This is a genomic window from Pseudomonas sp. PAMC25584 (genome assembly GCF_058135675.1).
In genome coordinates this window covers 6,071,123-6,096,991 of sequence record NZ_CM176870.1, presented here as the reverse complement: position 1 = coordinate 6,096,991, position 25,869 = coordinate 6,071,123, and the positions used below count along the sequence as shown (strand labels likewise).

Genomic DNA, 25,869 nt, shown 5'->3' with positions numbered 1-25,869 from the left:
GGAGGGGGCTTGCCCCCGATAGGGATCTAACAAGCTACCGATTCAGCCCTGGCTGAACTGCGAGGCCAATTCGCGCAACAGCACCTCGGCATCCAGCACCTTGGCCACGACTTCTTCAGCCTTGTCACGGCTCAAGCCCAAACGTTCAAGCAACTCGTCAGGGATGGTTTCATCCGGCCCGGACCCGATGCCTCGGCTGCGCAGCAGGCGCACGGCCAAGCACACCAGATTCGGGTACTCGGCGTATTGGCCGTCGTAGAACGGATCGTGCTGGAAGCGCAGGGCGGTGGACAGTTCGTCCGGCATGTCCCAGTAGCGCATCAACCAGGCGCCGATCTGCTCGCGGCTGATCCCCAACAAGTGTTGCTCCACAAAGCTGTGGCACAGGTGCGGGTTGACCTCCAGGTGTCGGCAGATCAGCGAGAAGTGCGGCGGGAATACGTGGGCCAGCAGCAGATAACCAAAGTTGTGCAGCAGGCCGGCCAGGTAGGTCAGGCCGGCTTCCGGGCGTTGCGCGCGCGGCATCGCGCGGGTCAGGCCTTCGATGACGGCGGCGGTGTAGATCGACTGGTGCCAGTACGGCGTGGCGTGGTGCGGATGGTCCTTGGGCAGACTCAGGGTTTTGCCCAGGGCCAGGCCCAGCGCCAGGTTGATCACCAGATCGAAGCCCAGCACACGCACGATCGCGTCTTCCACCGAGCGGATTTTGCCCGGCGAGGCGTAATAGGGCGAGGCGGCCCAACTGACCACTTGGGCGGCCAGCGACGGGTCGGTTTCGACCACGCTGGTGATGTCTTCGATGGTGGCGTTGGGGTCGACGCGCAGTTTGATGATCTTCTGCGCGGTGTCGGCCAGCGGCGGAATCTCGATGGTCGCTTCCAGGCGCTGTTGGATGCGCCGGGCGGTGAACGCCTGCATGGCCTGGGTGATTTCCTCGCGGTCATCATTGGGCCGGTCGAGGTTGGGGCGGATGTTGCTCAGCGGCTCGCCGAATTGCGCGGCGCTGGCCTTGGTCAGCATGGTTTTGAAGTCGGCGCTGGCAATCTCCAGCAGCAAACCGGCTTCGCCCGAGTGAACCAGCAGGCTCGGCTCATTCAGCAGGCTGCCTTCATACAGGCAAGGTGAACTGGTCAGCGCCGGCAGGCCGGGCAGCAGGCTCAGGTCATGCTTGCCCAGCATGCGTTCGATACGCTCCGGTGACACCGACGTCAGGCGACGACCGGTGAGTTCGGTGAGTCGGTTGAGGTCGAGCAACTGGCTCTGAGGGAACAGCACCATGAGGGCGCCCACCGCATCCTCCAGCAGCACCGCTTGGACCTTTCGCGCAGGGTTCAGGCCCGGATGTTCGGCGACTTCCGTGTAGCTGATGGCGAGCTTCGCGAGCAGCGCTCGAATAACCGGCGGTGCGGTCAGCGGGGCGGTGGCGTGGGCAACTTCTGACATGGCCTGATCCAATTTCGTACAGTCTTTGGAGTATAACCAGCTTGATACATATGTTGGTCGGATAAGTGAAACAGGCGTCACACTTGGCCGTATTGCTGCCCATGCCGCAGCCATCGGTCCAGTAGCGGGCTGACGTGATGCGGCCAGCGTTCGAGCAAGGCTTGGGCCGCATCGCGCACCGCCGGCAGCAGGTCGGCGTCGCGCATCAGGTCGGCGACCTTGAATTGCAACAGGCCGGTTTGGCGGGTGCCGAGCATTTCGCCGGGGCCGCGCAGTTCGAGGTCTTTTTCGGCGATGACAAAGCCGTCATTTGTTTCACGCATGATACTTAGGCGTTGACGACCGACCTGTGACAGCGGCGGGTGATACAGCAGCACACAGTGGCTGGCCGCGCTGCCCCGGCCGACGCGGCCGCGCAACTGGTGCAGTTGTGCCAGGCCCAGGCGCTCGGGGTTTTCGATGATCATCAGGCTGGCGTTGGGCACGTCCACCCCGACCTCGATCACCGTGGTGGCCACCAGCAATTGCAGGTTGCCGGCCTTGAAATCAGCCATCACCGCAGCTTTTTCCGCTGGCTTCATGCGCCCGTGGATCAGCCCGACCTTGAGTTCGCCCAAGGCGCTGGTGAGGTCTGCGTAAGTGGTCTCGGCGGCCTGGCAGGTCAGCTCTTCGGACTCTTCAATCAGTGTGCATACCCAATACGCCTGGCGGCCTTCGGCACAGGCGCCGCGTACCCGCTCGATCACTTCCACGCGCCGCGTGTCGGTGACCAGCACGGTATTGACCGGGGTGCGGCCGGGCGGCAGTTCGTCGAGGATCGAGGTGTCGAGGTCGGCGTAGGCGCTCATGGCCAGGGTGCGCGGGATCGGTGTGGCGGTCATGATCAATTGGTGCGGGCTCATGCGTCCGCCCACGCCTTTCTGGCGCAGGGCCAGGCGCTGTTGCACGCCGAAGCGGTGCTGTTCGTCGATGATCACCAGCGCGAGGTTCTTGAACTGCACTTCGTCCTGGAACAGCGCGTGGGTGCCCACCACCATCGGGGCGCCGGCGGCGATCTGTTCCAGCGCCGTTGCGCGGTGCTTGCCTTTGAGTTTGCCCGCTAACCACGCGACTTCCAGGCCCAGCGGTTCGAGCCAGCGCTTGAAGGTGATGAAGTGCTGCTCGGCGAGAATCTCGGTAGGTGCCATCAGCGCCACCTGGTAACCGGCTTCCAGCGCCTGCAAGGCGGCGAGGGCGGCGACCACGGTCTTACCCGCGCCGACGTCGCCCTGGATCAGGCGCAGCATCGGTTCCGGCTGGCTGAGATCGTAGGCGATTTCATTGCCCACGCGTTGCTGGGCACCGGTCGGCGCAAAGCCGAGGTTCGCCAGGTACTGTGCGGGCAGGCGCGTGGCCTTGGGCATCGCCGGTGCGCGCAAGGAGCGCATGCTCTCGCGCAGGCGTTGCTGGGACAGTTGGTGGGTCAGCAGTTCTTCGAAGGCCAGGCGATGCTGGGCCCAGTGATGACCGAGGGCCAGTTCGTCGACATCGGCGTCGGCCGGCGGGTGATGCAGGTAGCGGATCGCATCGTCCAGCGGCGCCAGTTGATAGTCGCGGGCCAGCTCCACGGGCAGCCAGTCGGGCAGGCTTGTCGGGCCGAGCATGCTCAGGGTCTGCTGGCACAGTTGGCGCAGGCGCTGTTGGGTGAGGCCTTCGGTCAGCGGGTAGATCGGCGTCAGGGTGGTGTCGACCGGCGGCGGCTCGTCGCCGGTAATGGCGCGGTATTCCGGGTGGTAGATTTCCAGGCCGGAGGCGCCGGGGCGTGCTTCGCCGTAGCAACGCACGCGGGTGCCGCGCTTGAGGCCTTCCTTCTGCGCGTTGCTGAAATGATAGAAGCGCAGGCTCAGGCCGCCGGTGCCGTCCTGCAAGCGCACGACTAAACTGCGGCGCTTGCCCATCACCACGTCGGCGCCGCTGACGGTGCCTTCGATTACCGCGTCTTGCCCCGGACGTAAATGGCCGATGGGCACCACGCGTGTGCGGTCCTGGTAGCGCAGGGGCAGGTGGAACAGCACATCCTGAAGGTTCTCGAGGCCGACCTTGGCCAACTTCTCGGCCATGGCTTCGCCGACACCCTTGAGCGCCGTCACCGACACCTGCGACAGCTCAGTCATACAGCGGCTTAGCTCGCAGCAGGCGGCTTGGCCACCGAACACAGGCGGATCGAGTCGGCAAGGATCTCAATGGCTTTGGGTCGTGGGAAGCTGGCGCGCCAGGCGATCGCCACGGTACGGAACGGCACCGGTGGCGTGAGTGGGCGTACTGCGATCACGCCTGGGGCGTAGTGATGGCTGTCCACCGCCGACAGCGGCAGGATCGAGATGCCCAGGCCGGAGGCGACCATGTGGCGAATGGTTTCCAGGGAGCTGGATTCCACGGTGGTGTGTTTGGCGCCGTCGTGGCCCTTGGTCAGGGTCGGGCAGGCTTCCAGCACCTGGTCGCGGAAGCAGTGGCCTTCACCGAGCAGCAGCAGGCTCTTGTCGTTGAGCAGGCCGGCGTCGATGGTGTCTTTCTGCGTCCACGGGTGCGAGGCCGGCATCAGTACGTAGAACGGCTCGTCGTAGAGCGGCAGGGTCAGCACGTCGGCCTCGTTGAACGGCAGCGCAATGATGATTGCGTCCAGCTCGCCGTTGCGCAGTTTGTCGCGCAGCACGTGGGTGAAGTTCTCTTCGATATACAGCGGCATCTGCGGCGCGACGCGGTGCAGTTGCGGAATCAGGTGCGGGAACAGGTACGGGCCGACGGTGTAGATGGCGCCGACTTTCAGTGGCGCGGTCAGCTGGTTTTTGCCGGCCTGGGCCAGTTCACGAATGCTTTGGGCCTGCTCCAGAACCTTTTGGGCCTGGGCTACGATGCCTTCACCGACCGGCGTCAGGCGCACGGCGCTTTTGCTGCGCTCGAAAATCAGCACACCGAGTTCGTCTTCAAGTTTTTTCACACCCACCGACAGCGTCGGCTGGCTGACGTGGCAACGCTCGGCCGCGTGGCCGAAGTGTTGTTCTTGGGCGAGGGTCACGATGTAGCGTAATTCTGTAAGAGTCATAGCGGGCGTCCATGAGGTTGCGAGCCAAGCATACCGGCTGCAATCGATAGACGCACGTTATCAGAACTTTGACTGGGATTGAGCGGGGAATGTGCGAGATTTTGCTGAAACGATAAGACCCAATGTGGGAGGGAGCAAGCCCCCTCTCACACAGCCCTGCGCGTGCCTTTAGCGGCGACGCTTCTCGATGTTGTAAACGAACGGCGCGACGATCTCAATGCTGCCGCTTTTTACCATGTCGGCCGGTGGCTTGGGCAATGGCTGGGCGCTGCGGATCATGTCCAGGGTGGCGCGGTCCAGGTTGGCGTTGCCGGAGCGGCCCACCAACTCGTAGGACAGCACATTGCCTTGTGCATCGACCACGAAGCGCAAGCGATTCATGCCTTCCTTGCCACTGTTCAGAGCGCTTTGCGGGTACTTTTTGTACTTCTGCAGGTGCGCCAGCAGGGCGCCTTCCCAGGAGGCTTTGGCGGCGACCTGTTGCGGCGACGGGCCCGGCGCGGGCTGGGCCGATTTTTCCGCCGGCGTGTTGGTCGGCGGCGTGTCGCTCGGTGGCGCTTCGGAAGGTTTCTCCTTGGGCGGTTCGGGCTTCTTCTCCACCGGCTTGGGCGGCTGTGGTTTGGGCTTGGGTTTGACCGGCTTGGGCACCTGGATCGTCGGCTTGGGCGCCTCGGCCAGTTTCGGCAGCGGCAGCTCTTCCACCGGGGCCGGCGGCTGCGGCGGCGTGACGACCTTGGGCGGTGCCGGTGGCGGCGGTGCGGGCATCGGCGCCAGGTCAATGACCATGGCCGCCGGTGGCAGTTGGACCGTGCGCGGCGCTGACCAGTGGAGCGCGATGGCGATCGCGATGGCATGCACGCCCAGCACGACGGCCAGGCTGGTGCCATAACGCGTCAGTTTGTGGCGCGTCGTGATCATTTCTTGGCTGCCGTCTCAAGTCCGACCAGGCCGACCTTGAGGTAGCCGGCTGCCCGCAGGGCATCCATCACGCTCATCAGGTCGCCGTAGTCCACGCCCTTATCGGCCTGGAAGAAGATCGTCGTGTCTTTCTTGCCGTGGGTCTTGGCGTCGAGCACCGGCCCCAGGGTTTCGGTTTTGACTTCTTCTTCGCCCAGGAACAGGCGCTGGTCCGCCTTGACGCTGAGGAAAATCGGTTTCTCCGGGCGCGGCGCAGGCTTGGCGCTGGACGCGGGCAGGTCGACCTTGATATCCACGGTGGCTAACGGTGCCGCCACCATGAAGATGATCAGCAGCACCAGCATCACGTCGATAAATGGCGTGACGTTGATTTCGTGGTTCTCGACGAGTTCGTCGTCGCCTTGATTCAAATGCAGGCCCATGGCCGATTACCCCACTTTCACCATGTGCGGTTGCGAGCTGCGCTCGGTAGGCAGGTGATCGAGGTCGCGGCTGACCAGCAGCAAGACTTCTGCCGACGCGTCCGATACCTGGGCCTTGTAGCCGGCAATCGAACGGGCGAAGACGTTGTAGATCACTACCGCAGGAATCGCGGCAACCAGGCCCAGGGCGGTCGCCAGCAGGGCTTCGGCGATGCCGGGAGCGACAACGGCGAGGTTGGTGGTCTGGGTTTTGGCGATGCCGATGAAGCTGTTCATGATGCCCCACACGGTGCCGAACAGGCCGACGAACGGCGCGGTGGAGCCGATGGTCGCCAGCACGCCGGTGCCGCTGCTCATGTTACGACCGCAGGCCGCCACCAGGCGCTCCAGACGGAACGCCACGCGCTCCTTGATGCCTTCTTTTTCGCGGGTGTTGGCCGACAGGCGCATTTCTTCCAGCGCGTCGTGTACCAGCGTATTGGCCAGGGTGCCCTTCTTGGTCGCGCTCTCGCTCGCTTCCTTGAGGGTGGTGGCCTTTTTCAGGTGGACGATTTCGCCGCGCAGGCGGCGCTTGGCGCCCAACAACTCGAAGCCTTTGGCGATCCATATGGTCCAGGTGATGATCGAGGCGATGGCCAGGCCGATCATCACGGCTTTCACCACCACGTCAGCGTTTTGGTACATGCCCCACGGCGACAGGTCGTGGGCCATGCCGAGGGTGTTGTTCTGTTCGGCTTGCGCCTCTTCGGCCAGCGCATTGAGGCCCTCAACAGCGGTCTTGAGTTCTGGCGGCAGCTTGGAGATGTCGACAGTGCCGTCAGCGTTTCTTGGCACCGGTGTTTGCGCGACGTTCGCGGGGGGTGCTTGTTCGGCGGGAGCAGCAGCCGGTGCGGTGGCATCAGCGAATGCGGCGGTCGGTGCCAGCAGTACGCTGAACAGCAACGCAGCAATCGCGCGCCAGGCGCGAGACGGACTGTGAAGCCTGGTTGGCGAAGCGGGGTTTGTATGACGTGTCATGCTGGCCGGACCTGAGAGAAAAAAATGAGTGATCGTCCTTCCAGACCCTGTGAGGTCGAGGACAAATGGGTGGTTATTATTGCAAGTAATTCTTGTTAACAGAAGCAATGCAGTAATTTTATTTGCCCTTTTTCTGGCCGCTGGTCTCTTGTGACGGCTAATCTAGACCTTTCAGTACGGAGTTTTGTGATGTCTGCGCCTTCTGTTGTGATTGCCGGTTGTGGCGATGTGGGGAGTCGGCTGGCCAGCCAATTACTCGCCTCGGAATGGGAGGTTCATGGCCTGCGGCGCGATATTTCGCGCCTGCCCGACGGCGTGATCGGCATTGCCGGTGACCTATTCAATAAGGACTGCCCTGACACCTGGCCGATCGGCGGGGTGGATTACCTGGTGTATTGCGCGGCGGCGACGGATCACGACGAAGCCGGTTATCGCGCCGCGTATGTGCAAGGGTTGCAGCACGTGTTGGAGTGGTTGACGGATTACGGCCAGGAGCCCAAGCATCTGCTATTTGTGTCCAGCAGCAGTGTGTATGGGCAGCAGCAGGGCGAATGGGTCGACGAAACGTCTGAGACCCTGGCAAAAGGCTATTCCGGGCAGGTGATGCTGGAGGCCGAGCAAGTGGCGCTGAACAGCGGCATTCCGGCGAGCATCGTGCGGTTGACGGGGATCTATGGGCCGGGCCGTGAGTGGCTGCTGACTCAGGTGCGCCAGGGTTATCGCGTGGCGATCGATCCGCCCTTATATGGCAACCGGATTCACGCCGATGATGCGGCGGGCCTGCTGGCGTTTTTGTTGCGGCATGTGGAGCAGGGCGGTTCGTTGGATCAGATCTATATCGGTGTGGATGACGCACCGGCGCCGCTGGCCGAGGTGGTGGCCTGGTTGCGCGATTACCTGGGTGTGACGCAGTGGTCCGAGGACGCCAGTGTGCGTCGTGCCGGTAGCAAGCAATGCAGCAACGCCCGGGCGAAGGCGTTGGGCTGGGTGCCGACGTATCCGAGTTATCGTGAAGGGTATGCGGCTATCTTGAAGGGCTGAAACGCGATCAGAAAATGTGGGAGGGGCGGTGCGACGATTCGACTTGCCCCGATAGCAGGGGTTCAGTCAATGCATCTGTGACTGTCACCGCCGCCATCGGGGGCAAGTCGAATCGTCGCACCGCCCCTCCCACATTCATATCTGTGTGATGGCGGTTATTGTTTTTCAAGCATCCATTGGCGAGGGCCTGGCGTGAACTGTGGCACTTCATCAGCATGCGCGGTGTTGATCGCCTGGAAGATTTCCAGTTGCTTGCCCTTGCGTACAAAGATCCACGGATTGCCCACGCCGTGCTGTTGCAGCCACATGCTGTCGTAGCCGCCGCTCATGGAGGCGCAATCACCCGCCAGGCACAACGAATATCGATCGGCGCCCGGCAGGCCGGCGACTTGGCCGTCGGCTTGGAACTGCACGATGGCGCCTTCGCCATTGCCGCTGGCTATTTTCCAGTCGCCGCCCATATAAGCTGCGTACAGCGCGCGCTCGAAGTTGGCGCCCAGTGGCGCGCCTTCCGGTGCGGGTTCCTTGGCGCGGGCGAACAGCTGTTCGGGCTCGTTGTCGTTGGCCACTTGCAGCAGTTGCCTGCCTTTGCGCTTGAGTTCAGTGGCGGCGCTGCCGTAGAAGTCGACGCTCCAGGCGCCAGGCTTCTCACTGAGCAACTTGCCTTCCGCTACTTCAAAACCGTTGTAGTAGCGGGCCTGCATAGCCTTGGTGTTGACGTCCCATTCGAGGTTCGGACCAAAGCTCTGCAGTGCTTCACGCAAAGGGCCGCCCTTGGCTGCCGCGTCGATGGCAACCTGGTTGATCCAGGTGCCGCTCACATCCAGGTCGGCGGGGTTGCTGGCACAGCCGCCGAGCAACAGGGCGAGCAACGAAGAGGCTACTAGCGCTTTGCGCATCATGAAATCCTTTTAAAACGAAGTCGGCGCAGCCTGTGGAGGCTACGCCGGGTGTTTTACTCGATGACCAGAATCGCGTCCATCTCAACCTGTGCGCCCTTTGGCAGGGCAGCAACGCCGATGGCGGCGCGGGCTGGGTAAGGCTGTTCGAAGTACTTGCCCATGATCTCGTTGACCTTGGCGAAGTGGCTAAGGTCAGTGAGGAAGATGTTCAGCTTGACGATGTCCTTGAACGAACCACCGGCAGCTTCGGCGACCGACTTGAGGTTTTCGAAGACCTGTACGGTTTGTGCTTCGAAGCCTTCAACCAGTTCCATGGTCTTTGGGTCCAGCGGGATCTGGCCGGACATGTAGACGGTGTTGCCCGCCTTGATCGCCTGGGAGTAGGTGCCGATGGCGGCTGGGGCTTTGTCGCTGGTGATAACAGTCTTGGTCATGAATGACTCCTTGTAAGAGGTGGGCTATGCACGCATGCGGGTGATGCGGATCACGCCGGTCAATGCGCGCAGTTTCTTGATCACGCGGGCCAGGTGTACGCGGTCGTGTACGCTGACCACCAGTTGGACCACGCTGATGCGACCATCGCGCTCGTCCATGCTGATTTTTTCGATATTGCCGTCGGCCGCGTTGACGCTGCTGGCCAGCAGGGCGATCAGGCCGCGTTGGTGCTCCAGCTCCACCCGCAGCTCGACGTTGAATTCACCGGTGACATCCTTGGCCCACGAGAGCTGGATGCATTTTTCCGGGTTGTGGCGGATTTCGCTGATATTGCGGCAGTTGTCCAGGTGAACCACCATGCCTTTGCCCGCCGACAGGTGACCGACAATCGGGTCGCCCGGGATCGGTGTGCAGCACTTGGCGTAGCTGAGCACCAGGCCCTCGGTGCCGCGAATCGCCAGCGGACCTTCCGGGCTTGGCAATTGCTCGCCTTCGCCGAGCAGGCGACGGGCGACCACATAGGCCATGCGGTTGCCCAGGCCGATGTCTTCGAGCAGGTCTTCGATGGTTTCCTGGCGGTACTCGTTGAGCATCGCTTGCAGGCGTTCGCCGGGGATCTTCTCCAGGGCGCTGTCGAAACCGTTGAGCACCTTGTTCAGCAAGCGTTCGCCCAGGCTGATGGACTCGGAACGGCGCTGCAGTTTCAAGGCGTGACGGATGTGAGTGCGCGCCTTGCCGGTGACCACAAAGTTGAGCCACGCCGGGTTCGGGCGTGCGCCCGGTGCGCTGACGATCTCCACGGTGGAGCCGCTTTGCAGCGGTTCCGACAGCGGGGCCAGGCGCCGGTTGATGCGGCAGGCGATGCAACTGTTGCCGACATCGGTGTGTACGGCGTAGGCAAAGTCGACCGCCGTGGAGCCTTTTGGCAGCTCCATGATCCGGCCCTTGGGCGTGAACACGTAGACCTCGTCCGGGAACAGGTCGATCTTCACGCTTTCGATGAATTCCAGGGAGTTGCCCGCACGTTGCTGCATTTCCAGCACGCCTTTGACCCACTGGCGGGCGCGGGCGTGGGTGCCTTTGGACTGCTCGTCGCCGCTGGATTTGTACAGCCAATGGGCGGCGATGCCGTTATTGGCCATCTCTTCCATTTCCCGAGTGCGGATCTGGATCTCGATCGGCACCCCATGCATACCGAACAGCGTGGTATGCAGCGACTGGTAGCCGTTGGCCTTGGGAATGGCAATGTAGTCCTTGAAGCGCCCCGGCAGGGGTTTGTACAAATTATGTACAGCGCCCAGTACGCGGTAGCAGGTGTCGACCTTGTCGACGATGATCCGGAACGCGTACACGTCCATGATCTCGTTGAAGGCCCGGCGCTTGCCGCGCATCTTCTTGTAGATGCCGTAGATGTGCTTCTGCCGCCCGCTGACCTCGCCCTCGATCTCGTCGATCGCCAGGCAATGGCTCAGGGACTCTTCGATCTTGTTGACGATTTCCTTGCGGTTGCCCCGCGCGCGCTTGACCGCCTGGTAGATGCGCGCCGAACGCATCGGGTACATGGCCTTGAAGCCAAGGTCTTCGAATTCGATACGAATGGCGTGCATGCCCAGCCGGTTGGCGATGGGCGCGTAGATTTCCAGGGTTTCCTTGGCGATGCGCCGGCGTTTTTCGCCGGACAGCACTTCCAGCGTGCGCATGTTGTGCAGCCGGTCGGCGAGCTTGACCAGAATCACCCGGATATCCCGGGCCATGGCCATCGCCATCTTCTGGAAGTTTTCCGCCTGGGCTTCGGCCTTGGTCTCGAAGTTCATCTGGGTCAGTTTGCTGACCCCATCGACCAGTTCGGCCACGGTGTCGCCAAATTGCGCGCAGAGCGCTTCCTTGGCGATGCCGGTGTCTTCGATCACGTCATGCAGCATCGCGGCCATCAGGCTCTGATGGTCCATGTGCATGCCGGCCAGAATATTGGCCACCGCAAGAGGATGGGTGACATACGCCTCGCCGCTGCGGCGACGTTGGCCGTCGTGGGCTTGTTCGGCGTAGAAATACGCTCGGCGGACCAGGTTGACCTGGTCTGGGCCGAGGTAGGTCGATAAGCGATCGGCGAGGGCGTCTATGCTCGGCAAAGGATGAACTCCTGCTGCGTGCGTTGACTCCGCGCCGTGCTACGTCGACCAGGCATAGGCTTAGGCGTCCTCGTTGGACTCGCCTTCGAACGCGGCAAACAGCGGTTCGTCTTCAACGATTTCGGCGTTGGCGATGAACTCGTAGCTCATCAGGCCTTCAGCGATTTCGCGCAGGGCGACAACGGTAGGCTTGTCGTTTTCCCACTGGACCAGGGGCTCTTTGCCGCCAGTGGCCAGTTGACGGGCACGCTTGGTAGAGAGCATGACCAGCTCAAAGCGGTTTGCCACGTGGTCTAGGCAGTCTTCAACGGTTACGCGGGCCATGATATTCCTCGGAGCGAATGCAAAATGCGCGCTGCCCGGTTGGGCGAGCGGACTAAACAGTTTAAAAAAACACCAGCGTTTAGGGAAGCGCTGATTTTTCCACGGCCCTCGAAAACCGCTACAAGTGCCAATGTAAGGCCCTCGCAGCCGTTTTGGGAAGAACCAATCAACCGAGCAGTTCGGCCAGTAATTTGCCGAAACGCTGCTGTTGGCGCTTTTGCTGGAGCTGATTGGCGCGGAAAATCGCCTTCAAGTCGTCGAGTGCGTGGGCAAAATCGTCATTGATGATCAGGTAGTCGTAGTCGACGTAGTGGCTCATTTCGCTGACGGCTTCACGCATGCGGCCTTCGATGATCGCGTCGCTGTCCTGGCCTCGGTTGGTCAGGCGCTGGTGCAAGGCTTCGAGCGACGGCGGCAGGATGAAGATCGACCGCGCCTTGGGCATCAGTTGGCGCACTTGTTCGGCGCCCTGCCAGTCGATCTCCAGGATCAGGTCGTGACCTTCATCCAGGGTTTGTTGCAGGTGGCTTTGCGACGTACCGTAGAGGTTGCCGAACACTTCGGCGCGCTCAAGGAAGGCGCCGTGCTCGATCATCTTGACGAACTCGGTGCGCTCGACGAAGTGATAGTGGACGCCGTTCACCTCGCCCGGGCGCATGGCGCGGGTGGTGTGGGATACCGAGATGCGGATCTGTTCTTCAGCGTCGGTCAAGGCCTTGACCAGGCTGCTCTTGCCCGCGCCCGAAGGGGCGGAAATGATGTAAAGGGTGCCGGTGCTGTGGGTCATGGAGGTTGCCTTACTCAATATTCTGTACTTGTTCGCGCATCTGCTCGATCAACACTTTGAGGTTGACCGCAGCCGTGGTGCTACGCGGATCGAACGCCTTGGAGCCCAGTGTATTGGCTTCGCGGTTGAGTTCTTGCATCAGGAAGTCCAGGCGCCGACCAGCGGCGCCGCCGGACTTGAGCACGCGGCGTACTTCAAGGATGTGGGTACTCAGGCGGTCGAGCTCTTCGGCGACGTCGCTCTTCTGCGCGAGCAGGACCATTTCCTGCTCCAGGCGCACCGGATCAAGGTCGGCCTTCATATCGGCAAAGCGGTCGAGGACCTTCTGGCGCTGGGTCGCGAGCATCTGCGGCACCAACTCGCGCAGGGTGACCACGTCGGCTTCAATCGAGGTCAGGCGCTCGTTGATCAGTCGGGCCAGTTCGGCGCCTTCGCGCTCGCGGCCGGCCTTGAGTTCCTTCAAGCCCTGGGTGAACAGGGTGAGGGCTTCGGCGTTGAGGGCTTGCGGGTCGCTGGCGTCAGCCACCAGCACGCCGGGCCAGGCCAGCACTTCCAGCGGGTTCAGCGCGGCAGGCTGCTTGATCAGGCCCGCAATGGTCTCGGCGGCGGCGACCAGTTGCGCGGCGCGCTCGCGGTCGACCTGTAGCGGTTTGCCGGTGGTTTCCTCGGTAAAGCGCAGTGTGCATTCCAGCTTGCCGCGGGAAATGCCCTGGCGCAGTGCCTCACGTACCGCGCCTTCGAGGTCGCGGAACGATTCCGGCAGGCGCAGGTGCGGCTCCAGGTAGCGGCTGTTGACCGAGCGCAGTTCCCAGCTCAGGGTGCCTTGGGCGCCGGCTTTTTCGACGCGGGCGAAGGCGGTCATGCTGTGCACCATGGAGGTACCTCGCGTTGCAGTCCCGCAATAGCGGGCTGATGGGTAAATTGAAGCCGACAGGCTGCGAAGGCGCAGGAGTGTAGCGCAGTGGGGCGATTGGCCCCAAACCCTGGCACTGACAAAGCACTGGAAGTCGGCGATTCGTAACCGGATTTTTTAGATGTGCCCCGAATCGGCTCGCGGCTCTATAATGCCCGGCAGTTTTTCGTCCTCCGTACAGGTATCCCCTATGAAACGTCCAAGTGGTCGCGCTGCCGATCAGCTCCGCTCGATCCGCATCACCCGCAACTACACCAAACACGCCGAGGGATCTGTACTGGTCGAGTTTGGCGATACCAAGGTGATCTGCACCGTCAGCGTCGAAAACGGCGTACCGCGGTTCCTCAAGGGCCAGGGCCAGGGTTGGTTGACCGCCGAGTACGGCATGCTGCCGCGCGCCACCGGCGAGCGTAACCAGCGTGAAGCCAGCCGTGGCAAGCAAGGCGGCCGCACCCTGGAAATCCAGCGCCTGATCGGCCGTTCGCTGCGCGCTGCCCTGGACATGTCCAAGCTGGGCGACGTGACCCTGTACGTCGACTGCGACGTGATCCAGGCCGACGGCGGCACGCGTACTGCCTCCATCACCGGTGCCATGGTTGCACTCGTCGACGCGCTGAAAGTGATCAAGAAGCGTGGCGGCCTGAAGGGCGGCGACCCGCTCAAGCAGATGATCGCCGCTGTGTCGGTGGGCATGTACCAGGGCGAGCCTGTGCTGGACCTGGACTACCTGGAAGACTCGGCCGCCGAGACCGACCTGAACGTGGTGATGACCAGCACCGGTGGTTTCATCGAAGTGCAGGGTACCGCCGAAGGTGCGCCATTCCAGCCGGCTGACCTGAATGCCATGCTGGCCCTGGCCCAGAAAGGTATGACCGAGATTTTCGAGCTGCAGAACGCTGCGCTGGCCGACTGAGCCAGCTTCAAGGAGAAACGCCATGAGTGACAGCCAATTGCCTGTTCCGACACCGTCCAAGGAAGTGCGCCAGTGGGCGATGTTGTGTCACTTCGCGGCGTTTCTGGGGTTGGTATTCCCTTTCGGCAGCCTATTGGGGCCGTTGATCCTGTGGCAGATCAAGAAGGACATGGACCCGCTGATCGATGACCAGGGCAAGGAGGCCCTGAACTTCCAGATCACCGTGGCCATCGCCTGGCTGGTCTGCATGGTGCTCGGGTTCGTGGTGATCGGCTTTCTGTTGATGTTGATCCTAGTGGTCGCGGCGCTGGTGCTGACGATCATTGGCGGGATCAAGGCCAACAACGGCACGGCCTACCGCTACCCGTGGACCTGGCGGCTGATCAAGTAAGCAGGCGCGCACAAAAAAACCGACAGCGATGTCGGTTTTTTTGTACCTGGACAAAGACCTCAGATGGTCAGTGTCCAGTCGTAGTCCACGATCAGCGGCGCATGCTGCGAGAAGCGCGGCTGGCGCGGCAGGCGTGCGCTGCGCACAAAGCGGCGCAGGCCCGGGGTCAGCAACTGGTAGTCGAAACGCCAGCCCAGGTTGAGCATCTCGGCCTGTTCGTTATCCGGCCACCAGCTGTACTGGTCGCCTTCACGGCTGACTTCGCGCAGGGCGTCGACATAGCCCATGTTGCCGACAATCTCGTCCATCCAGGCCCGTTCCGGCGCCAGGAAGCCCGGCGATTGCTGGCTGTCGCGCCAGTTCTTGATATCCAGCTTCTGTTGCGCCACGTACAGCGAGCCACAATAAATGTACTCGCGACGTTTGCGTCGCTGTTTATCCAGATAGCGGGCGAAGTCGTCCATTAGCTTGAACTTCTGGTTCAAGTCTTCATCGCCGTTCTGCCCCGAAGGAAGCAGCAAGGTCGCGATGCTGACCTTGTCGAAATCGGCTTGCAGGTAGCGCCCGTAGCGGTCGGCTGTCTCGAAGCCGAGGCCGCTGATGACCGCCTTGGGTTGCAACCGCGAGTACAAAGCCACGCCACCTTGGGTGGGCACTTCGGCATCGCAGGCATAAAGGAAGTAGCCATCCAGTTGGAAGGCTGGATCGTCCAGTTCAAAGGCGGAGGCGCGGGTGTCCTGCAGGCAGATGACGTCGGCATTCTGGGCTTGCAGCCAACTGAGCAAACCACGCTCGACTGCAGCCTGAATACCATTAACGTTCACACTGATGATCCGCATAAATGGCCCCAAAAATCGCGTGCGTGTATGATACACGCCGTCTACCTAATTAGCTAAAGCCGTGGTATCTGAGGTTTTTTTCATGCAGGCGTATCAACGCGATTTCATTCGTTTTGCCATCGATCGCGGTGTTTTGCGCTTCGGTGAGTTCACCCTCAAGTCCGGGCGCACCAGCCCGTATTTCTTCAATGCAGGCTTGTTCAACTCGGGTTCGGCCCTGGCTCAGTTGGGGCGTTTCTACGCGGCAGCCATCGTTGAAAGCGGCATTTCCTTTGACGTTCTGTTCGGTCCGGCCTACAAGGGCATCCCCCTGGCCGCTGCGACGGCCGTGGCGTTGGCTGAACACCATGGGCGCGATCTGCCGTGGTGCTTCAACCGCAAGGAAGCCAAGGCCCATGGCGAAGGCGGCAGCCTGGTGGGCGCGCCGCTGACGGGCGACGTGCTGATCATCGACGACGTGATCACCGCAGGCACTGCCATCCGTGAAGTCATGCAGATCATCGCGTCCCAGGAGGGTGCCAAGGCGGCAGGCGTGCTGATCGCCTTGAACCGCCAGGAGCGCGGCAATGGTGAATTGTCGGCGATCCAGGAAGTGGAACGTGATTTCGGCATCCCGGTGGTGAGCATCGTGTCCTTGAACCAGGTGTTGCAGTTCCTCGAAGACGATCCGCAGCTCAAGCAGCACTTGCCGGCGGTGCGGGCGTACCGCGAGCAGTTCGGCGTCTGACACCGAACCTCCGTCCACATAAAAAGGCCCCGCTCAATCAGATTGAGCGGGGCCTTTTGGTTTTCAGCGCTTAAGGACGCTTGCGATTGCTGATCAGCGTGCCCACACCGGTGTCGGTGAAGATTTCCAGCAGGATCGCATTCGGTACGCGGCCATCAAGGATCAGTGAGCTGCCGACCCCGCCCTGTACCGCTTCCAGCGCACAACGGATCTTCGGCAGCATGCCGCCGTAGATGGTGCCATCGGCGATCAACTCGTCCACTTGTTGGGTGGTCAGGCCCGTCAGCACCTTGCCTTGCTTGTCCATCAAGCCCGCAATGTTGGTCAGCAGCATCAGCTTTTCAGCCTTCAGTGCTTCGGCCACTTTGCCGGCTACCAGGTCGGCGTTGATGTTGTAGGACTCACCGTTGGCGCCCACGCCGATCGGTGCGATAACCGGGATGAAATCACCTTTGACCAGCAGGTTCAGCAAGTCGGTGTTGATGCCGATCACTTCGCCTACCTGGCCGATGTCGATGATTTCCGGCTGGGTCATTTCCGGCGTCTGACGGGTCACGGTCAGTTTTTTCGCGCGGATCAGCTCCGCGTCCTTGCCGGTCAGGCCAATCGCGCTGCCGCCGTGGCGGTTGATCAGGTTGACGATGTCTTTGTTCACCTGGCCGCCGAGGACCATCTCCACCACGTCCATGGTCTGCGCGTCAGTGACACGCATGCCATCGATGAAGTGACTTTCGATCGACAAACGCTTGAGCAGATCGCCGATCTGCGGGCCGCCGCCGTGGACCACCACCGGGTTGATCCCCACGGCTTTCATCAACACGATGTCGCGGGCAAAGCCGGTTTTCAGCTCGTCGCTTTCCATGGCATTGCCGCCGTATTTGATCACCAGCGTCTTGCCGACGTAGCGTCGAATGTAGGGCAGCGCTTCGGACAGGACCTTGGCGGTGTTGGCAGCGGCTTCGCGTTCGAGGGTCATTCAGGGCTCCGGTGCAAAAAAATCAGAACGGTAATTGGAGATCAGGGGCAACACGTTTCAACTGGGCGTGGAACACGTCCTTGATGCGCTGCAACTCAGCCTCGGTATCCGCCTCGAAACGCAGCACCAGCACCGGTGTGGTGTTGGACGCGCGAACCAGGCCCCAGCCTTTGGCGTAATCGACTCGCACACCATCAATGGAGGTCAGGTTGGCGCCTTCGCCCCATTGCGCATCGTGCAATGCGTCAATGATGCTGAATTTGCTCTCTTCGGTCACATGGATATTGATCTCTGGCGTAGAAATATCGTTCGGGAAGGTCTGAAACAGCTCCTGCGCCGTGGATTTTTCCTTGCTGAGGATCTCCAGCAGACGAGCGGCGCTGTAAATGCCGTCGTCAAACCCGAACCAACGCTCTTTGAAAAACACGTGGCCGCTCATTTCGCCGGCCAGCAGCGCGCCGGTTTCCTTCATTTTCTTTTTGATCAACGAATGACCGGTCTTCCACATTAGCGGGCGACCGCCGTACTCCTTGATCAGTGGCGTCAGGCGACGGGTGCATTTCACGTCGAAGATGATTTCGGCATTCGGGTTGCGCGCCACCACATCACGAGCAAACAGCATCAGCAGGCGGTCGGCGAATACGTTTTCGCCGGTGTTGGTCACCACGCCCACGCGGTCGCCGTCGCCGTCGAAGGCCAGGCCTACGTCGGCCCCGGTTTCCTTGACCTTGGCGATCAGGTCCACCAGGTTTTCAGGCTTGCCCGGGTCCGGGTGGTGGTTGGGGAAGTTGCCGTCGACGTCGCAGAACAACGGCACGACTTCGCAGTTCAGGGCTTCGAGCAGTTGCGGGGCGATCACGCCGGCCGCGCCGTTGCCGCAGTCCACCACCACTTTGAGGTGACGTGCGAGTTTGACGTCACTGGTGATTTCGTCGGAGTAGCGCTGAAGAATGTCGACCTTGGTGATGCTGCCTTTGCCGCTGGTCAGGTCGTTGGTTTTCAGGCGTGTGTGCAGGGCCTGGATCTGTTCGTTGGCCAGGGTGTCGCCGGCGATGACGATCTTGAACCCGTTGTAGTCCGAAGGGTTGTGGCTGCCGGTGAGCATCACCCCGGATTTGCCGGCCAGCACGTTGGCGGCGTAGTACAGCGCCGGGGTCGGCACCAGGCCGACATCGCTGACATGGCAACCGCTGTCGGCCAGGCCCTGGATCAATTGTTCCACCAACTCGGGGCCGGACAGGCGGCCGTCACGGCCAACCGAAACGTTTGGCTCATCCTGGGCCAGGCTTTGGGCGCCGATGGCGCGGCCAATCCAGTAAGCGGTTTCGGCGGTCAGGGTCTTGGGCACCACGCCACGGATGTCATAGGCGCGGAAGATGCTGTCGGGAAAGGTCGGTGCTACTCGGGCGGCGGTACTCATCGCGGGGGGAAACTCCATCTGAGAGAGGCAAGGCTGGCCTTAATGCGGCTGACCGGCAGGCTTAAACTGAAGGGTATGACGGCGTTTTCGGTGCAGAGTTCGTGGTGCAAAAAGGCCATCGGAGCATCCGCTCCGCGCTTATGTTCTGGTAGTGCTTTGATTTTAATGAAGAAATATCGTTCGTCAGGTCCGCGCATTCTTCATCCTGAAAGGCCATGCGGTGGCGTCGAGCCGGGCCGGACAGTGGCGTCCGCCCCGGTTCAGCGTGGTCAGAGACTGCCGGAATGCCCAAAGCCGCCTGCACCGCGCTGGGTTGCGTCGAATTCCTGTACCAGTTCGAAGTGCGCCTGCACCACCGGCACCAGCACCAGCTGCGCAATGCGCTCGCCGACGACGATGTTGAAGGCGGTCTGGCCACGGTTCCAACACGACACCATCAATTCGCCCTGGTAGTCCGAGTCGATCAGGCCGACCAGGTTACCCAGCACGATGCCGTGCTTATGGCCGAGGCCGGAGCGTGGCAGGATCAGCGCCGCCAGGCCCGGGTCGCCGACGTAGATCGACAGGCCGGTTGGAATCAGCAGGGTCTGGCCCGGCTCAAGGACGGTGTCTTGCTTGAGCATGGCGCGCAGGTCGAGGCCGGCGGAGCCAGGTGTGGCATAGGCCGGCAGTGGGAAGTCGGTGCCGATGCGGGGGTCGAGGATCTTGGCTTGCAAAGCGTGCATGTAAATTAAACCTGGTTCAGCCGTTGGGCGATAAAAGAGATCAGTTGACGGGCAATCTTGCCCTTGCTGGTCTGGGCGAAAAGGGTGGCGTGCAGGTCGCGGTCGATCACGCTGCAGGCGTTTTCCTCGCTGTTGAAGCCGATGCTCGGGTTGGCGACATCATTGGCAACGATCAGGTCGAGATTTTTGTCTTTCAATTTGCGAGCGGCGTAATCCAGCAAGTGCTCGGTCTCGGCGGCGAAGCCGACGCTGAACGGGCGGTCCGGGCGGCTGGCGATCGTGGCCAGGATGTCCGGGTTGCGCACCATTTGCAGGAGCAGGCCGTCGCCGCTGGTAGGGTCTTTCTTGAGTTTGTGCGGTGCGACGACTTCCGGGCGGTAATCCGCAACCGCTGCCGAAGCGATAAACAGGTCGCAGGGGATGGCCGCCTCGCAGGCCGCCAACATGTCCCGGGCGCTGACCACGTCGATTCGCGTGACGCGATCGGGGGTCGGCAAATGCACCGGGCCGGTGATGAGCGTCACGCGCGCGCCTGCCTCGACCGCGGCTTCAGCCAGGGCAAAGCCCATTTTTCCTGAGCTATGGTTGGTGATGTAGCGCACCGGGTCGATATTTTCCTGGGTCGGGCCGGCGGTGATCAACACGTGCTTGCCGGTCATGGCCAGGTGCTGGAAGCACTCGGCGGCGCACAGCGCCAGGTCGGTGGCTTCGAGCATGCGGCCCATGCCGACGTCACCGCAGGCCTGGCTGCCGGAGGCCGGGCCGAACACCTTGAGGCCACGGCTTTGCAGGAGTTGAGTGTTGGCTTGGGTGGCCGGGTCGCGCCACATGGCCTGGTTCATGGCCGGGGCGATAGCGACGGTGGCGTCGGTGGCCAGGACCAGGGTGGTCAGCAGGTCATCGGCGATGCCTTGCGCCAGGCGGGCGATCAAGTCGGCGGTGGCCGGGGCGATCAGTACCAGATCGGCCCATTTGGCCAGTTCGATATGGCCCATGGCGGCTTCGGCGGCCGGGTCCAGCAGGTCCAGGTGAACCGGGTGGCCGGACAAGGCCTGCATGGTCAGCGGGGTGATGAACTCACTACCGCCGCGGGTCATGACCACGCGCACTTCGGCGCCCTGGTCGAGAAGCCTGCGAACCAGTTCTGCGCTCTTGTAGGCGGCAATGCCGCCGCCGACGCCGAGAACGATGCGTTTCCGATACAGACGCTGCATTGGTTTGCCTTTCCAGTTCAGTGAAGCCAGTTCAGTGACGCCTGCGACGCCCCCTCCCCAGGTGAAATCGCATGCAAAAAAGAGCGGCTACGATAACACAGCGTCCGCCAGGCAGCAGCGGCGCACATGCACAGGGAGGTGAGATGAGTATTCGTGATTGGCCGGCAGCAGAGCGGCCACGAGAGAAACTGTTGGAGTGGGGCGCGGCGAGTTTGTCCGACGCCGAACTGTTGGCAATCTTCCTGCGCACCGGGGTAACCGGGCGAAGCGCAGTGGACCTGGCCCGCCATCTTCTCGCGCAGTTCGGTGGACTGCGCCCGTTGCTGGAGGCCAGTCAGGTGCTGTTCAGCCAGCAGTTGGGGCTGGGGCCGGCAAAGTTTGCCCAACTGCAGGCGGTGCTGGAGATGTCCCGGCGCCACCTGGCCGAACAGTTGCGCGGTGACTCAGTGCTGGAGAGCCCGGTCGCTGTGCGTGACTACCTCAAGGCGCTGTTGCGCCACGAGCCTCACGAGATTTTCGGCTGCCTGTTTCTCGATTCAAAGCATCGGGTACTGGGTTTCGAGGCGTTGTTCCAGGGCACCATCGATGCCACCGTGGTTTACCCCCGGCAAGTGGTCAAGCGCGCCCTGGCTTACAACGCGGCGGCGTTGATCCTGTGCCACAACCATCCTTCGGGGAGCGTGGAGCCGAGTGCGGCTGATCGAAAATTGACCAAGATTCTGCAAAAAGCCTTGGAAGTGGTGGATGTACGGGTGCTGGATCACATCATCGTGGGGGATGGTGATCCATTGTCGATGGCGGAATACGGGTGGATGTAGGGGCGGAGCAGCTGCAAACCTCAAGAGGGCTTGCAGCTTGTCGCTCAGGGCTTGACGCTGACCTTGGAGAAATCCTGTCGCCCAAACGGGCTCACCTGGTATCCCTCGACATTCTTGCGAGCCAGGGCGAACGCCGTCGGGTGCGCCAGCGGCAGCCACAGAGCCTGTTGCTGGATCTGCGCCTGGGCCTGTTGATACAGCTTGCTGCGCACCCCTTGCTCGCTGGTGGTCTTGCCGGCGCTGATGAGCTTGTCCAGGGCCGGGTCGCAATAGCGCGCGAAGTTGGTGCCGGATTTCAGCGCCGCGCAGGAGAACTGCGGCGTTAGGAAGTTATCCGGGTCGCCGTTGTCACCGGCCCAGCCCATGAACAGCAGGTCGTGTTCGCCGGCCTTGGCGCGGCGAATCAGCTCGCCCCATTCGATCACGCGGATCTCAGCCTGGATGCCGACCTTGGCCAGGTCCGCCTGCAGCAGTTGCGCGCCGAGGTTTGGGTTGGGGTTCAGCAGGCTGCCGGTGGGGCGTGTCCAGATTGTGGTCTTGAAGCCGTCCTTGAGCCCGGCGCGCTCCAGCAGCAGCTTGGCTTTGGCGATGTCCTGTGGATAACCCGGCAAATCCTTGGCATAGCTCCAGGTGTTGGGCGGGTAGGGGCCGTTGGCGGCTTCGGCGGTGCCTTCGAACACGGCTTTGAGATAGCTGCCCTTGTCGAAGGCCAGGTTGATCGCCTGGCGCACCTCGGGCTTATCCAGCGGCGGGTGCTGGCTGTTGATCGCGACGAATGCGGTCATGAATGCTGCGGTTTTTTCCACTTTGAGTGCAGGGTCTTTCTCGGCTTCGCCCACATCCAGCGGTTTGGGTGACAGTGCGATCTGGCATTCGTCGCGGTGCAGTTTCTGCAGGCGCACGTTCGCATCCGGGGTGATGGCGAAGATCAAGTTATCCACAGCCGGTTTGCCGGCGAAGTAGTCCGGGTTGGCTTTGTAGCGCACCACGGCATCTTTCTGGAACCGCGTGAAAATGAACGGGCCCGTGCCGATGGGCTGGCTGTTGAGCTTCTCCGGGGTGCCGGCCTTGAGCAGCTTGTCGGCGTATTCGGCCGGGTAGATCGAGGCAAAACCCATGCTCAGCGCGGCGAGGAAAGTCGAGTCGGCGTGATCGAGGGTGAAGCGCACGGTCAGCGGGTCAAGGGCGTCGATCTTCTTGATCAGTGCCGGCAATTGCAGCGACTGAGCGTGGGGGAAACCGCTCTGGGCGATCTTGTGCCACGGGTTGGCCGGGTCGAGCATGCGCTCGAAGCTGAAGCGTACATCTTCGGCGGTCAGGGTGCGGCTCGGGGTGAAATAGTCGGTGCGGTGGAATTTTACGTTGGGGTGCAATTGGAAGGTGTAGGTCAGGCCGTCCGGCGACACTTCCCAACTGTCCGCCAGGCTTGGCACCAGTTTGCCGCTGGCCGCGTCATAGTCCACCAAGCTGTTCATCAGCACGTCGGCCGAGGCGTTGGTGGTGGTCAGCGAGTTGTACTGCACCACGTCGAACCCTTCGGGACTGGCCTCGGTACAAACGCTCAGATTGGTCGCCGCCAAGGCCTGCGACGCGATAAATAGAGGGGCTAGCAAAAGCGCTAGGGCAGCGAGGCGCATGTTCGGTTTCCTGTGCAGATCGAAGGCCCATCTGCGAGTGCAGTCTGGAAAAGTCCTACCGTAGTGGTCTGATTGATAAATGACTAGTCCATTTTTGCCTGTGCTTTTGCCTCAAATGCTGTTTTGATGGCGCCTCAGCGCGTTTCGCCGTGTACTTTTTGGTGCCGGCGGGCGTTGTAAATCATTCTGTGCGACGAGCGGTCGGCTGTTGCAGCGGCCCCTCCTGGCAACGGTTCGGGCATCTGTCGCCGAGATTTACGCCGTTAAAAACACACGGGCTGTTGTTGCACTTGGGTCTTTCTGGTATAAAGCAGCGCTCTTTTCTAGGGGCCCGGTTCCTTCGCTTGTAGGTGTAGCCGGTAAGACCCTAAAGAAACGCGGCGCCTGGCGCCAAATGACTGAGAGATTAAGCGGCCAACCCATGCCGGGTTGGGCATGTGGTTTTAGAGGGCTGAGGCATGTCGAGAGTCTGTCAAGTTACCGGTAAGGGTCCGGTGACTGGGAATAACATTTCCCACGCAAATAACAAAACCCGTCGTCGTTTCCTGCCGAACCTGCAGCATCACCGCTTCTGGGTTGAAGAAGAGAAACGTTTTGTTCGCCTGCGTGTATCTGCCAAAGGCATGCGCATCATCGACAAGCGTGGCATCACTGTCGTGCTGGCCGAAATCCGTGCCGCTGGCAAGATCTAAGGAGCTCTATCATGCGTGAATTGATTCGAATGATCTCTAGCGCCGGTACTGGTCACTTCTACACTACCGACAAGAACAAGCGTACTACCCCGGACAAGCTCGAAAAGAAAATGTTCGACCCGCGCGTTCGCAAGCACGTGATCTACAAAGAAGGCAAAATCAAGTAATTGATTTTCTTCCTTGTGAAAAAAAGCCCGTATCTCACGATGCGGGCTTTTTTTTGGTTCTTCACGGAATCTCGGGAAACACAGAAACAAGAACGCCGATTTGGTTGATGATGTTCGTGCGAGCAAACACATCTAACAAACCGGCGTTCTTATGCGAGATATTAATACTTTCCTTCCCTTTTGGGAGGGCTTTTCTGTCGTCAACATCAAGCCTGACGGCGATGCCCTTCAGATCGACCTGATCCCCCATGCCACCCGGTTCCCATATTGTGGCGGCTGTCAAAAGCTCTGCTCAACCACTCATGAGTATTGCGAGCGCATCATTCGTGACTTGCCTATTCTCGGCCATGCGGTGCGCTTGAGCGTTTTGCTCCGGCGCGTTGGTTGCCGCGATTGTGGCAAGCGCATGGAGGCGGTTAGTTGGCTGGATCGCTATGCCCGCATGACCCGGCGCCTGGCAGATGCCGTCATTCAAGCGTGCGAGCGCCTTCCAACGCTGCACGTGGCGCAGATGTTTGGCCTGCATTGGGAGACCGTTCGTTTACTGGAGCGTCGAGCCCTGCAAGCAGCATTAAGCGTTTTGCCAAAGGCGAAACCGCGACGCTTGGTCATGGACGAGTTCGCACTCTTCAAAGGTCATCGTTATGCCACCGTTGTCCTGGATGCGGATACGCGACGGGTGCTGTGGATCGGCGAAGGCCGTAGTCGGGCGGCGGTTAGACCCTTTTTGAAGAGCTGGGGCCCGAGGGCTGCGCGCTAATCGAAGCGGTGGCGATGGACATGAACACCGCTTTTGATCTGGAGGTTCGTCACCACTGCCCCAAAGCGCGAGTGGTCTACGACCTCTTTCATGTGGTGGCCAAATATGGTCGAGAGGTAATTGACCGGGTTCGTGTCGACGAAGCCAATCGACTGCGCCATGACAGGCCTGCACGCAAAGTCATCAAGCAGGCGCGATGGTTACTGCTGCGCAATCCTGAGAACCTGAAAAACCCAGAGCAACAGGTTCATTTGCAGGATCTGCTGGCGGCCAACCAGTCGCTGATGACGGTCTATTTAATGAAGGCTGAACTCAAAACGCTCTGGACGCCGAGCACCGCCTGGGACTGGAGATCAGCTTGGAACCAATGGCTGCGTCACGCCCATGAAAGCGAGATACCTGCCCTGATGCAGTTTGCCAAAAGACTAAAGGGTTACTGGCGAGGCATCGTCAGTCGGGTTCGCTGGCCAATGCACACCGGTCAGTTGGAAGGAATAAACAATCGAATAAAGGTGATCAAGCGTATGGCGTATGGTTACCGGGATAGCGAATTCTTTTTCATGAAGATCAAGAGCGTCTTTCCCGGTAATCCGTGAAGAACCTTTTTTTTGCGTGGGATTTGCTGATCAGGCTTTCTGTTCGAACACCACGTAGATCTTGCGGCAGGGCTCCAGCACTTCCCAGGTGCCGCTGAAGCCGGCCGGGATCACGAAGCGGTCGCCGGCCCGCAAGGTCTTGGCGTTGCCCTCGGCATCGCGCAATACGGAAACCCCCTGCACAATCTCGCAGTACTCATGCTCGGTGTAGTTGACCTTCCACTGCCCGACCTCGCCTTCCCAGACCCCGGCGCTCATCTGGCCGCACGGGCTGTTGTAGTGGTTGTAGATCGTCTGCTCGGGATCGCCCTTGAGGATTTTCTCGGCAGCAGGGCGATAGCGATCGGCGGCGGTTTTGGCTTGGCTGAAGTCGATGATGTCCTGGATGCTCATGTGCGTGTCCCGTCTGGCCTGCGGTTGGGGAACCCAAAGTCTATGTTTATTAAAATGAACATCGCAAGGGCGTTTACCGGCGTTATGTCAAATATATTGATACATCCCCAGCCGCTGGTTTAGGGTGGTAGCTGCCTTTAGCCGAAAAAATGGCTGGCGAGGCAAGCATTCTTTGAGGCTGCCGGGGC

The 25,869-nt window shown here is 61.2% G+C and carries 25 protein-coding genes and 2 pseudogenes; 8 read left to right on the top strand and 19 right to left on the bottom strand.

Annotated features, from left to right (window positions below; all coding sequences use genetic code 11):
- Positions 1-42 precede the first annotated feature (42 nt).
- From ACS5Q8_RS28645 to exbB, 6 genes are all read right to left on the bottom strand, one after another.
- Entirely contained in the window at positions 43-1,443 is a 1,401-nt protein-coding gene (locus ACS5Q8_RS28645; RefSeq protein WP_276195458.1) for an aminoacyl-tRNA deacylase and HDOD domain-containing protein, read from the bottom strand.
- A 77-nt stretch (positions 1,444-1,520) separates the two neighbouring features.
- Positions 1,521-3,596 carry an ATP-dependent DNA helicase RecG gene (gene recG / locus ACS5Q8_RS28640; protein ID WP_276195457.1) on the bottom strand — a complete coding sequence of 692 codons (2,076 nt, stop codon included), beginning with the start codon at positions 3,594-3,596 and terminating at the stop codon, positions 1,521-1,523.
- 8 nt (positions 3,597-3,604) lie between these two features.
- Positions 3,605-4,525, bottom strand: coding sequence for a hydrogen peroxide-inducible genes activator (locus ACS5Q8_RS28635; RefSeq protein WP_247406180.1), 921 nt, complete (start codon positions 4,523-4,525; stop codon positions 3,605-3,607).
- A 168-nt stretch (positions 4,526-4,693) separates the two neighbouring features.
- On the bottom strand, positions 4,694-5,443 hold the full coding sequence (locus tag ACS5Q8_RS28630; RefSeq protein WP_443695097.1) for an energy transducer TonB family protein: 750 nt from the start codon (positions 5,441-5,443) through the stop codon (positions 4,694-4,696).
- Positions 5,440-5,865: a TonB system transport protein ExbD gene (exbD, locus tag ACS5Q8_RS28625; protein WP_247408689.1), complete on the bottom strand. Its 426-nt coding sequence runs from the start codon at positions 5,863-5,865 to the stop codon at positions 5,440-5,442. Before exbD ends, ACS5Q8_RS28630 begins: the two co-directional genes overlap by 4 nt.
- 6 nt (positions 5,866-5,871) lie before the next feature.
- The gene (exbB, locus tag ACS5Q8_RS28620) at positions 5,872-6,882 is read right to left on the bottom strand and encodes a tonB-system energizer ExbB (RefSeq protein ID WP_276195455.1); all 1,011 of its coding nucleotides are present in this window, start codon (positions 6,880-6,882) and stop codon (positions 5,872-5,874) included.
- A 189-nt stretch (positions 6,883-7,071) separates the two neighbouring features.
- Here exbB and ACS5Q8_RS28615 point away from each other — a divergent pair, with 189 nt between their 5' ends.
- Positions 7,072-7,923, top strand: a complete 852-nt coding sequence (locus ACS5Q8_RS28615; protein ID WP_276195454.1) for an SDR family oxidoreductase — start codon at positions 7,072-7,074, stop codon at positions 7,921-7,923.
- A 155-nt stretch (positions 7,924-8,078) separates the two neighbouring features.
- On the opposite strand, the gene ACS5Q8_RS28610 is transcribed toward ACS5Q8_RS28615, so the two are convergent.
- From ACS5Q8_RS28610 to ACS5Q8_RS28585, 6 genes are all read right to left on the bottom strand, one after another.
- Positions 8,079-8,822: a hypothetical protein gene (locus ACS5Q8_RS28610; protein ID WP_276195453.1), complete on the bottom strand. Its 744-nt coding sequence runs from the start codon at positions 8,820-8,822 to the stop codon at positions 8,079-8,081.
- Between the two features lie 56 nt (positions 8,823-8,878).
- Entirely contained in the window at positions 8,879-9,259 is a 381-nt protein-coding gene (locus ACS5Q8_RS28605) for a RidA family protein (RefSeq protein WP_003176922.1), read from the bottom strand.
- A gap of 24 nt (positions 9,260-9,283) precedes the next feature.
- Complete coding sequence (spoT, locus tag ACS5Q8_RS28600) at positions 9,284-11,389, bottom strand: bifunctional GTP diphosphokinase/guanosine-3',5'-bis pyrophosphate 3'-pyrophosphohydrolase (RefSeq protein ID WP_276195452.1); 2,106 nt, start codon at positions 11,387-11,389, stop codon at positions 9,284-9,286.
- 60 nt (positions 11,390-11,449) lie between these two features.
- Complete coding sequence (gene rpoZ / locus ACS5Q8_RS28595; protein ID WP_247398362.1) at positions 11,450-11,713, bottom strand: DNA-directed RNA polymerase subunit omega; 264 nt, start codon at positions 11,711-11,713, stop codon at positions 11,450-11,452.
- A 166-nt stretch (positions 11,714-11,879) separates the two neighbouring features.
- Complete coding sequence (gene gmk / locus ACS5Q8_RS28590; protein ID WP_276195451.1) at positions 11,880-12,500, bottom strand: guanylate kinase; 621 nt, start codon at positions 12,498-12,500, stop codon at positions 11,880-11,882.
- 10 nt (positions 12,501-12,510) lie between these two features.
- On the bottom strand, positions 12,511-13,374 hold the full coding sequence (locus tag ACS5Q8_RS28585; RefSeq protein WP_276195450.1) for a YicC/YloC family endoribonuclease: 864 nt from the start codon (positions 13,372-13,374) through the stop codon (positions 12,511-12,513).
- Between the two features lie 229 nt (positions 13,375-13,603).
- Here ACS5Q8_RS28585 and rph point away from each other — a divergent pair, with 229 nt between their 5' ends.
- On the top strand, positions 13,604-14,326 hold the full coding sequence (gene rph / locus ACS5Q8_RS28580; protein WP_003213280.1) for a ribonuclease PH: 723 nt from the start codon (positions 13,604-13,606) through the stop codon (positions 14,324-14,326).
- A 22-nt stretch (positions 14,327-14,348) separates the two neighbouring features.
- Complete coding sequence (locus tag ACS5Q8_RS28575; protein ID WP_443695095.1) at positions 14,349-14,717, top strand: DUF4870 domain-containing protein; 369 nt, start codon at positions 14,349-14,351, stop codon at positions 14,715-14,717.
- A 59-nt stretch (positions 14,718-14,776) separates the two neighbouring features.
- Here ACS5Q8_RS28575 and crc read toward each other — a convergent pair whose 3' ends face one another.
- A complete protein-coding gene (gene crc, locus ACS5Q8_RS28570; protein ID WP_003195493.1) occupies positions 14,777-15,556 on the bottom strand; it encodes a catabolite repression control protein Crc in 780 nt (259 codons plus the stop codon).
- Between the two features lie 82 nt (positions 15,557-15,638).
- Here crc and pyrE point away from each other — a divergent pair, with 82 nt between their 5' ends.
- Positions 15,639-16,283 (top strand): orotate phosphoribosyltransferase, encoded by a 645-nt coding sequence (pyrE, locus tag ACS5Q8_RS28565; RefSeq protein ID WP_017526814.1) that lies wholly within the window; start codon positions 15,639-15,641, stop codon positions 16,281-16,283.
- A 70-nt stretch (positions 16,284-16,353) separates the two neighbouring features.
- Here the strand turns inward: pyrE and argB are convergent, their stop codons facing one another.
- The 4 genes and pseudogenes from argB to coaBC all read right to left on the bottom strand — a co-directional run bounded on the left by argB (position 16,354) and on the right by coaBC (position 20,618).
- Complete coding sequence (argB, locus tag ACS5Q8_RS28560; RefSeq protein WP_017846055.1) at positions 16,354-17,259, bottom strand: acetylglutamate kinase; 906 nt, start codon at positions 17,257-17,259, stop codon at positions 16,354-16,356.
- Positions 17,260-17,281: 22 nt separating this feature from the next.
- Positions 17,282-18,697, bottom strand: a pseudogene (locus tag ACS5Q8_RS28555) (phosphomannomutase/phosphoglucomutase); the annotation flags it as partial.
- A 251-nt stretch (positions 18,698-18,948) separates the two neighbouring features.
- Positions 18,949-19,404 carry a dUTP diphosphatase gene (gene dut, locus ACS5Q8_RS28550; protein ID WP_276195449.1) on the bottom strand — a complete coding sequence of 152 codons (456 nt, stop codon included), beginning with the start codon at positions 19,402-19,404 and terminating at the stop codon, positions 18,949-18,951.
- 5 nt (positions 19,405-19,409) lie between these two features.
- Entirely contained in the window at positions 19,410-20,618 is a 1,209-nt protein-coding gene (gene coaBC / locus ACS5Q8_RS28545) for a bifunctional phosphopantothenoylcysteine decarboxylase/phosphopantothenate--cysteine ligase CoaBC (RefSeq protein WP_276195448.1), read from the bottom strand.
- Between the two features lie 143 nt (positions 20,619-20,761).
- Here coaBC and radC point away from each other — a divergent pair, with 143 nt between their 5' ends.
- Positions 20,762-21,436 carry a RadC family protein gene (gene radC, locus ACS5Q8_RS28540; protein ID WP_247398338.1) on the top strand — a complete coding sequence of 225 codons (675 nt, stop codon included), beginning with the start codon at positions 20,762-20,764 and terminating at the stop codon, positions 21,434-21,436.
- 44 nt (positions 21,437-21,480) lie between these two features.
- Here the strand turns inward: radC and ACS5Q8_RS28535 are convergent, their stop codons facing one another.
- Positions 21,481-23,073: an ABC transporter substrate-binding protein gene (locus ACS5Q8_RS28535; RefSeq protein WP_426099905.1), complete on the bottom strand. Its 1,593-nt coding sequence runs from the start codon at positions 23,071-23,073 to the stop codon at positions 21,481-21,483.
- A gap of 458 nt (positions 23,074-23,531) precedes the next feature.
- Here ACS5Q8_RS28535 and rpmB point away from each other — a divergent pair, with 458 nt between their 5' ends.
- From rpmB to ACS5Q8_RS28520, 3 genes and pseudogenes are all read left to right on the top strand, one after another.
- Positions 23,532-23,765: a 50S ribosomal protein L28 gene (rpmB, locus tag ACS5Q8_RS28530; protein WP_003176907.1), complete on the top strand. Its 234-nt coding sequence runs from the start codon at positions 23,532-23,534 to the stop codon at positions 23,763-23,765.
- An 11-nt stretch (positions 23,766-23,776) separates the two neighbouring features.
- Positions 23,777-23,932: a 50S ribosomal protein L33 gene (gene rpmG, locus ACS5Q8_RS28525; RefSeq protein WP_003176906.1), complete on the top strand. Its 156-nt coding sequence runs from the start codon at positions 23,777-23,779 to the stop codon at positions 23,930-23,932.
- Between the two features lie 151 nt (positions 23,933-24,083).
- Positions 24,084-25,288 (top strand): annotated as a pseudogene (locus ACS5Q8_RS28520) (ISL3 family transposase).
- Between the two features lie 30 nt (positions 25,289-25,318).
- On the opposite strand, the gene ACS5Q8_RS28515 reads toward ACS5Q8_RS28520, so the two are convergent.
- Positions 25,319-25,681: a cupin domain-containing protein gene (locus tag ACS5Q8_RS28515; protein ID WP_247398331.1), complete on the bottom strand. Its 363-nt coding sequence runs from the start codon at positions 25,679-25,681 to the stop codon at positions 25,319-25,321.
- Between the last annotated feature and the right edge of the window lie 188 nt (positions 25,682-25,869).

What these genes read in the sequence shown, in the direction of transcription:
- ACS5Q8_RS28645 (WP_276195458.1), bottom strand. Translation starts at nt 1,443, where the DNA reads ATGTCAGAAGTTGCCCACGCCACCGCCCCGCTGACCGCACCGCCGGTT.
- recG (WP_276195457.1), bottom strand. Translation starts at nt 3,596, where the DNA reads ATGACTGAGCTGTCGCAGGTGTCGGTGACGGCGCTCAAGGGTGTCGGC.
- ACS5Q8_RS28635 (WP_247406180.1), bottom strand. Translation starts at nt 4,525, where the DNA reads ATGACTCTTACAGAATTACGCTACATCGTGACCCTCGCCCAAGAACAA.
- ACS5Q8_RS28630 (WP_443695097.1), bottom strand. Translation starts at nt 5,443, where the DNA reads ATGATCACGACGCGCCACAAACTGACGCGTTATGGCACCAGCCTGGCC.
- exbD (WP_247408689.1), bottom strand. Translation starts at nt 5,865, where the DNA reads ATGGGCCTGCATTTGAATCAAGGCGACGACGAACTCGTCGAGAACCAC.
- exbB (WP_276195455.1), bottom strand. Translation starts at nt 6,882, where the DNA reads ATGACACGTCATACAAACCCCGCTTCGCCAACCAGGCTTCACAGTCCG.
- ACS5Q8_RS28615 (WP_276195454.1), top strand. Translation starts at nt 7,072, where the DNA reads ATGTCTGCGCCTTCTGTTGTGATTGCCGGTTGTGGCGATGTGGGGAGT.
- ACS5Q8_RS28610 (WP_276195453.1), bottom strand. Translation starts at nt 8,822, where the DNA reads ATGCGCAAAGCGCTAGTAGCCTCTTCGTTGCTCGCCCTGTTGCTCGGC.
- ACS5Q8_RS28605 (WP_003176922.1), bottom strand. Translation starts at nt 9,259, where the DNA reads ATGACCAAGACTGTTATCACCAGCGACAAAGCCCCAGCCGCCATCGGC.
- rpoZ (WP_247398362.1), bottom strand. Translation starts at nt 11,713, where the DNA reads ATGGCCCGCGTAACCGTTGAAGACTGCCTAGACCACGTGGCAAACCGC.
- gmk (WP_276195451.1), bottom strand. Translation starts at nt 12,500, where the DNA reads ATGACCCACAGCACCGGCACCCTTTACATCATTTCCGCCCCTTCGGGC.
- ACS5Q8_RS28585 (WP_276195450.1), bottom strand. Translation starts at nt 13,374, where the DNA reads ATGGTGCACAGCATGACCGCCTTCGCCCGCGTCGAAAAAGCCGGCGCC.
- rph (WP_003213280.1), top strand. Translation starts at nt 13,604, where the DNA reads ATGAAACGTCCAAGTGGTCGCGCTGCCGATCAGCTCCGCTCGATCCGC.
- ACS5Q8_RS28575 (WP_443695095.1), top strand. Translation starts at nt 14,349, where the DNA reads ATGAGTGACAGCCAATTGCCTGTTCCGACACCGTCCAAGGAAGTGCGC.
- crc (WP_003195493.1), bottom strand. Translation starts at nt 15,556, where the DNA reads ATGCGGATCATCAGTGTGAACGTTAATGGTATTCAGGCTGCAGTCGAG.
- pyrE (WP_017526814.1), top strand. Translation starts at nt 15,639, where the DNA reads ATGCAGGCGTATCAACGCGATTTCATTCGTTTTGCCATCGATCGCGGT.
- argB (WP_017846055.1), bottom strand. Translation starts at nt 17,259, where the DNA reads ATGACCCTCGAACGCGAAGCCGCTGCCAACACCGCCAAGGTCCTGTCC.
- dut (WP_276195449.1), bottom strand. Translation starts at nt 19,404, where the DNA reads ATGCACGCTTTGCAAGCCAAGATCCTCGACCCCCGCATCGGCACCGAC.
- coaBC (WP_276195448.1), bottom strand. Translation starts at nt 20,618, where the DNA reads ATGCAGCGTCTGTATCGGAAACGCATCGTTCTCGGCGTCGGCGGCGGC.
- radC (WP_247398338.1), top strand. Translation starts at nt 20,762, where the DNA reads ATGAGTATTCGTGATTGGCCGGCAGCAGAGCGGCCACGAGAGAAACTG.
- ACS5Q8_RS28535 (WP_426099905.1), bottom strand. Translation starts at nt 23,073, where the DNA reads ATGCGCCTCGCTGCCCTAGCGCTTTTGCTAGCCCCTCTATTTATCGCG.
- rpmB (WP_003176907.1), top strand. Translation starts at nt 23,532, where the DNA reads ATGTCGAGAGTCTGTCAAGTTACCGGTAAGGGTCCGGTGACTGGGAAT.
- rpmG (WP_003176906.1), top strand. Translation starts at nt 23,777, where the DNA reads ATGCGTGAATTGATTCGAATGATCTCTAGCGCCGGTACTGGTCACTTC.
- ACS5Q8_RS28515 (WP_247398331.1), bottom strand. Translation starts at nt 25,681, where the DNA reads ATGAGCATCCAGGACATCATCGACTTCAGCCAAGCCAAAACCGCCGCC.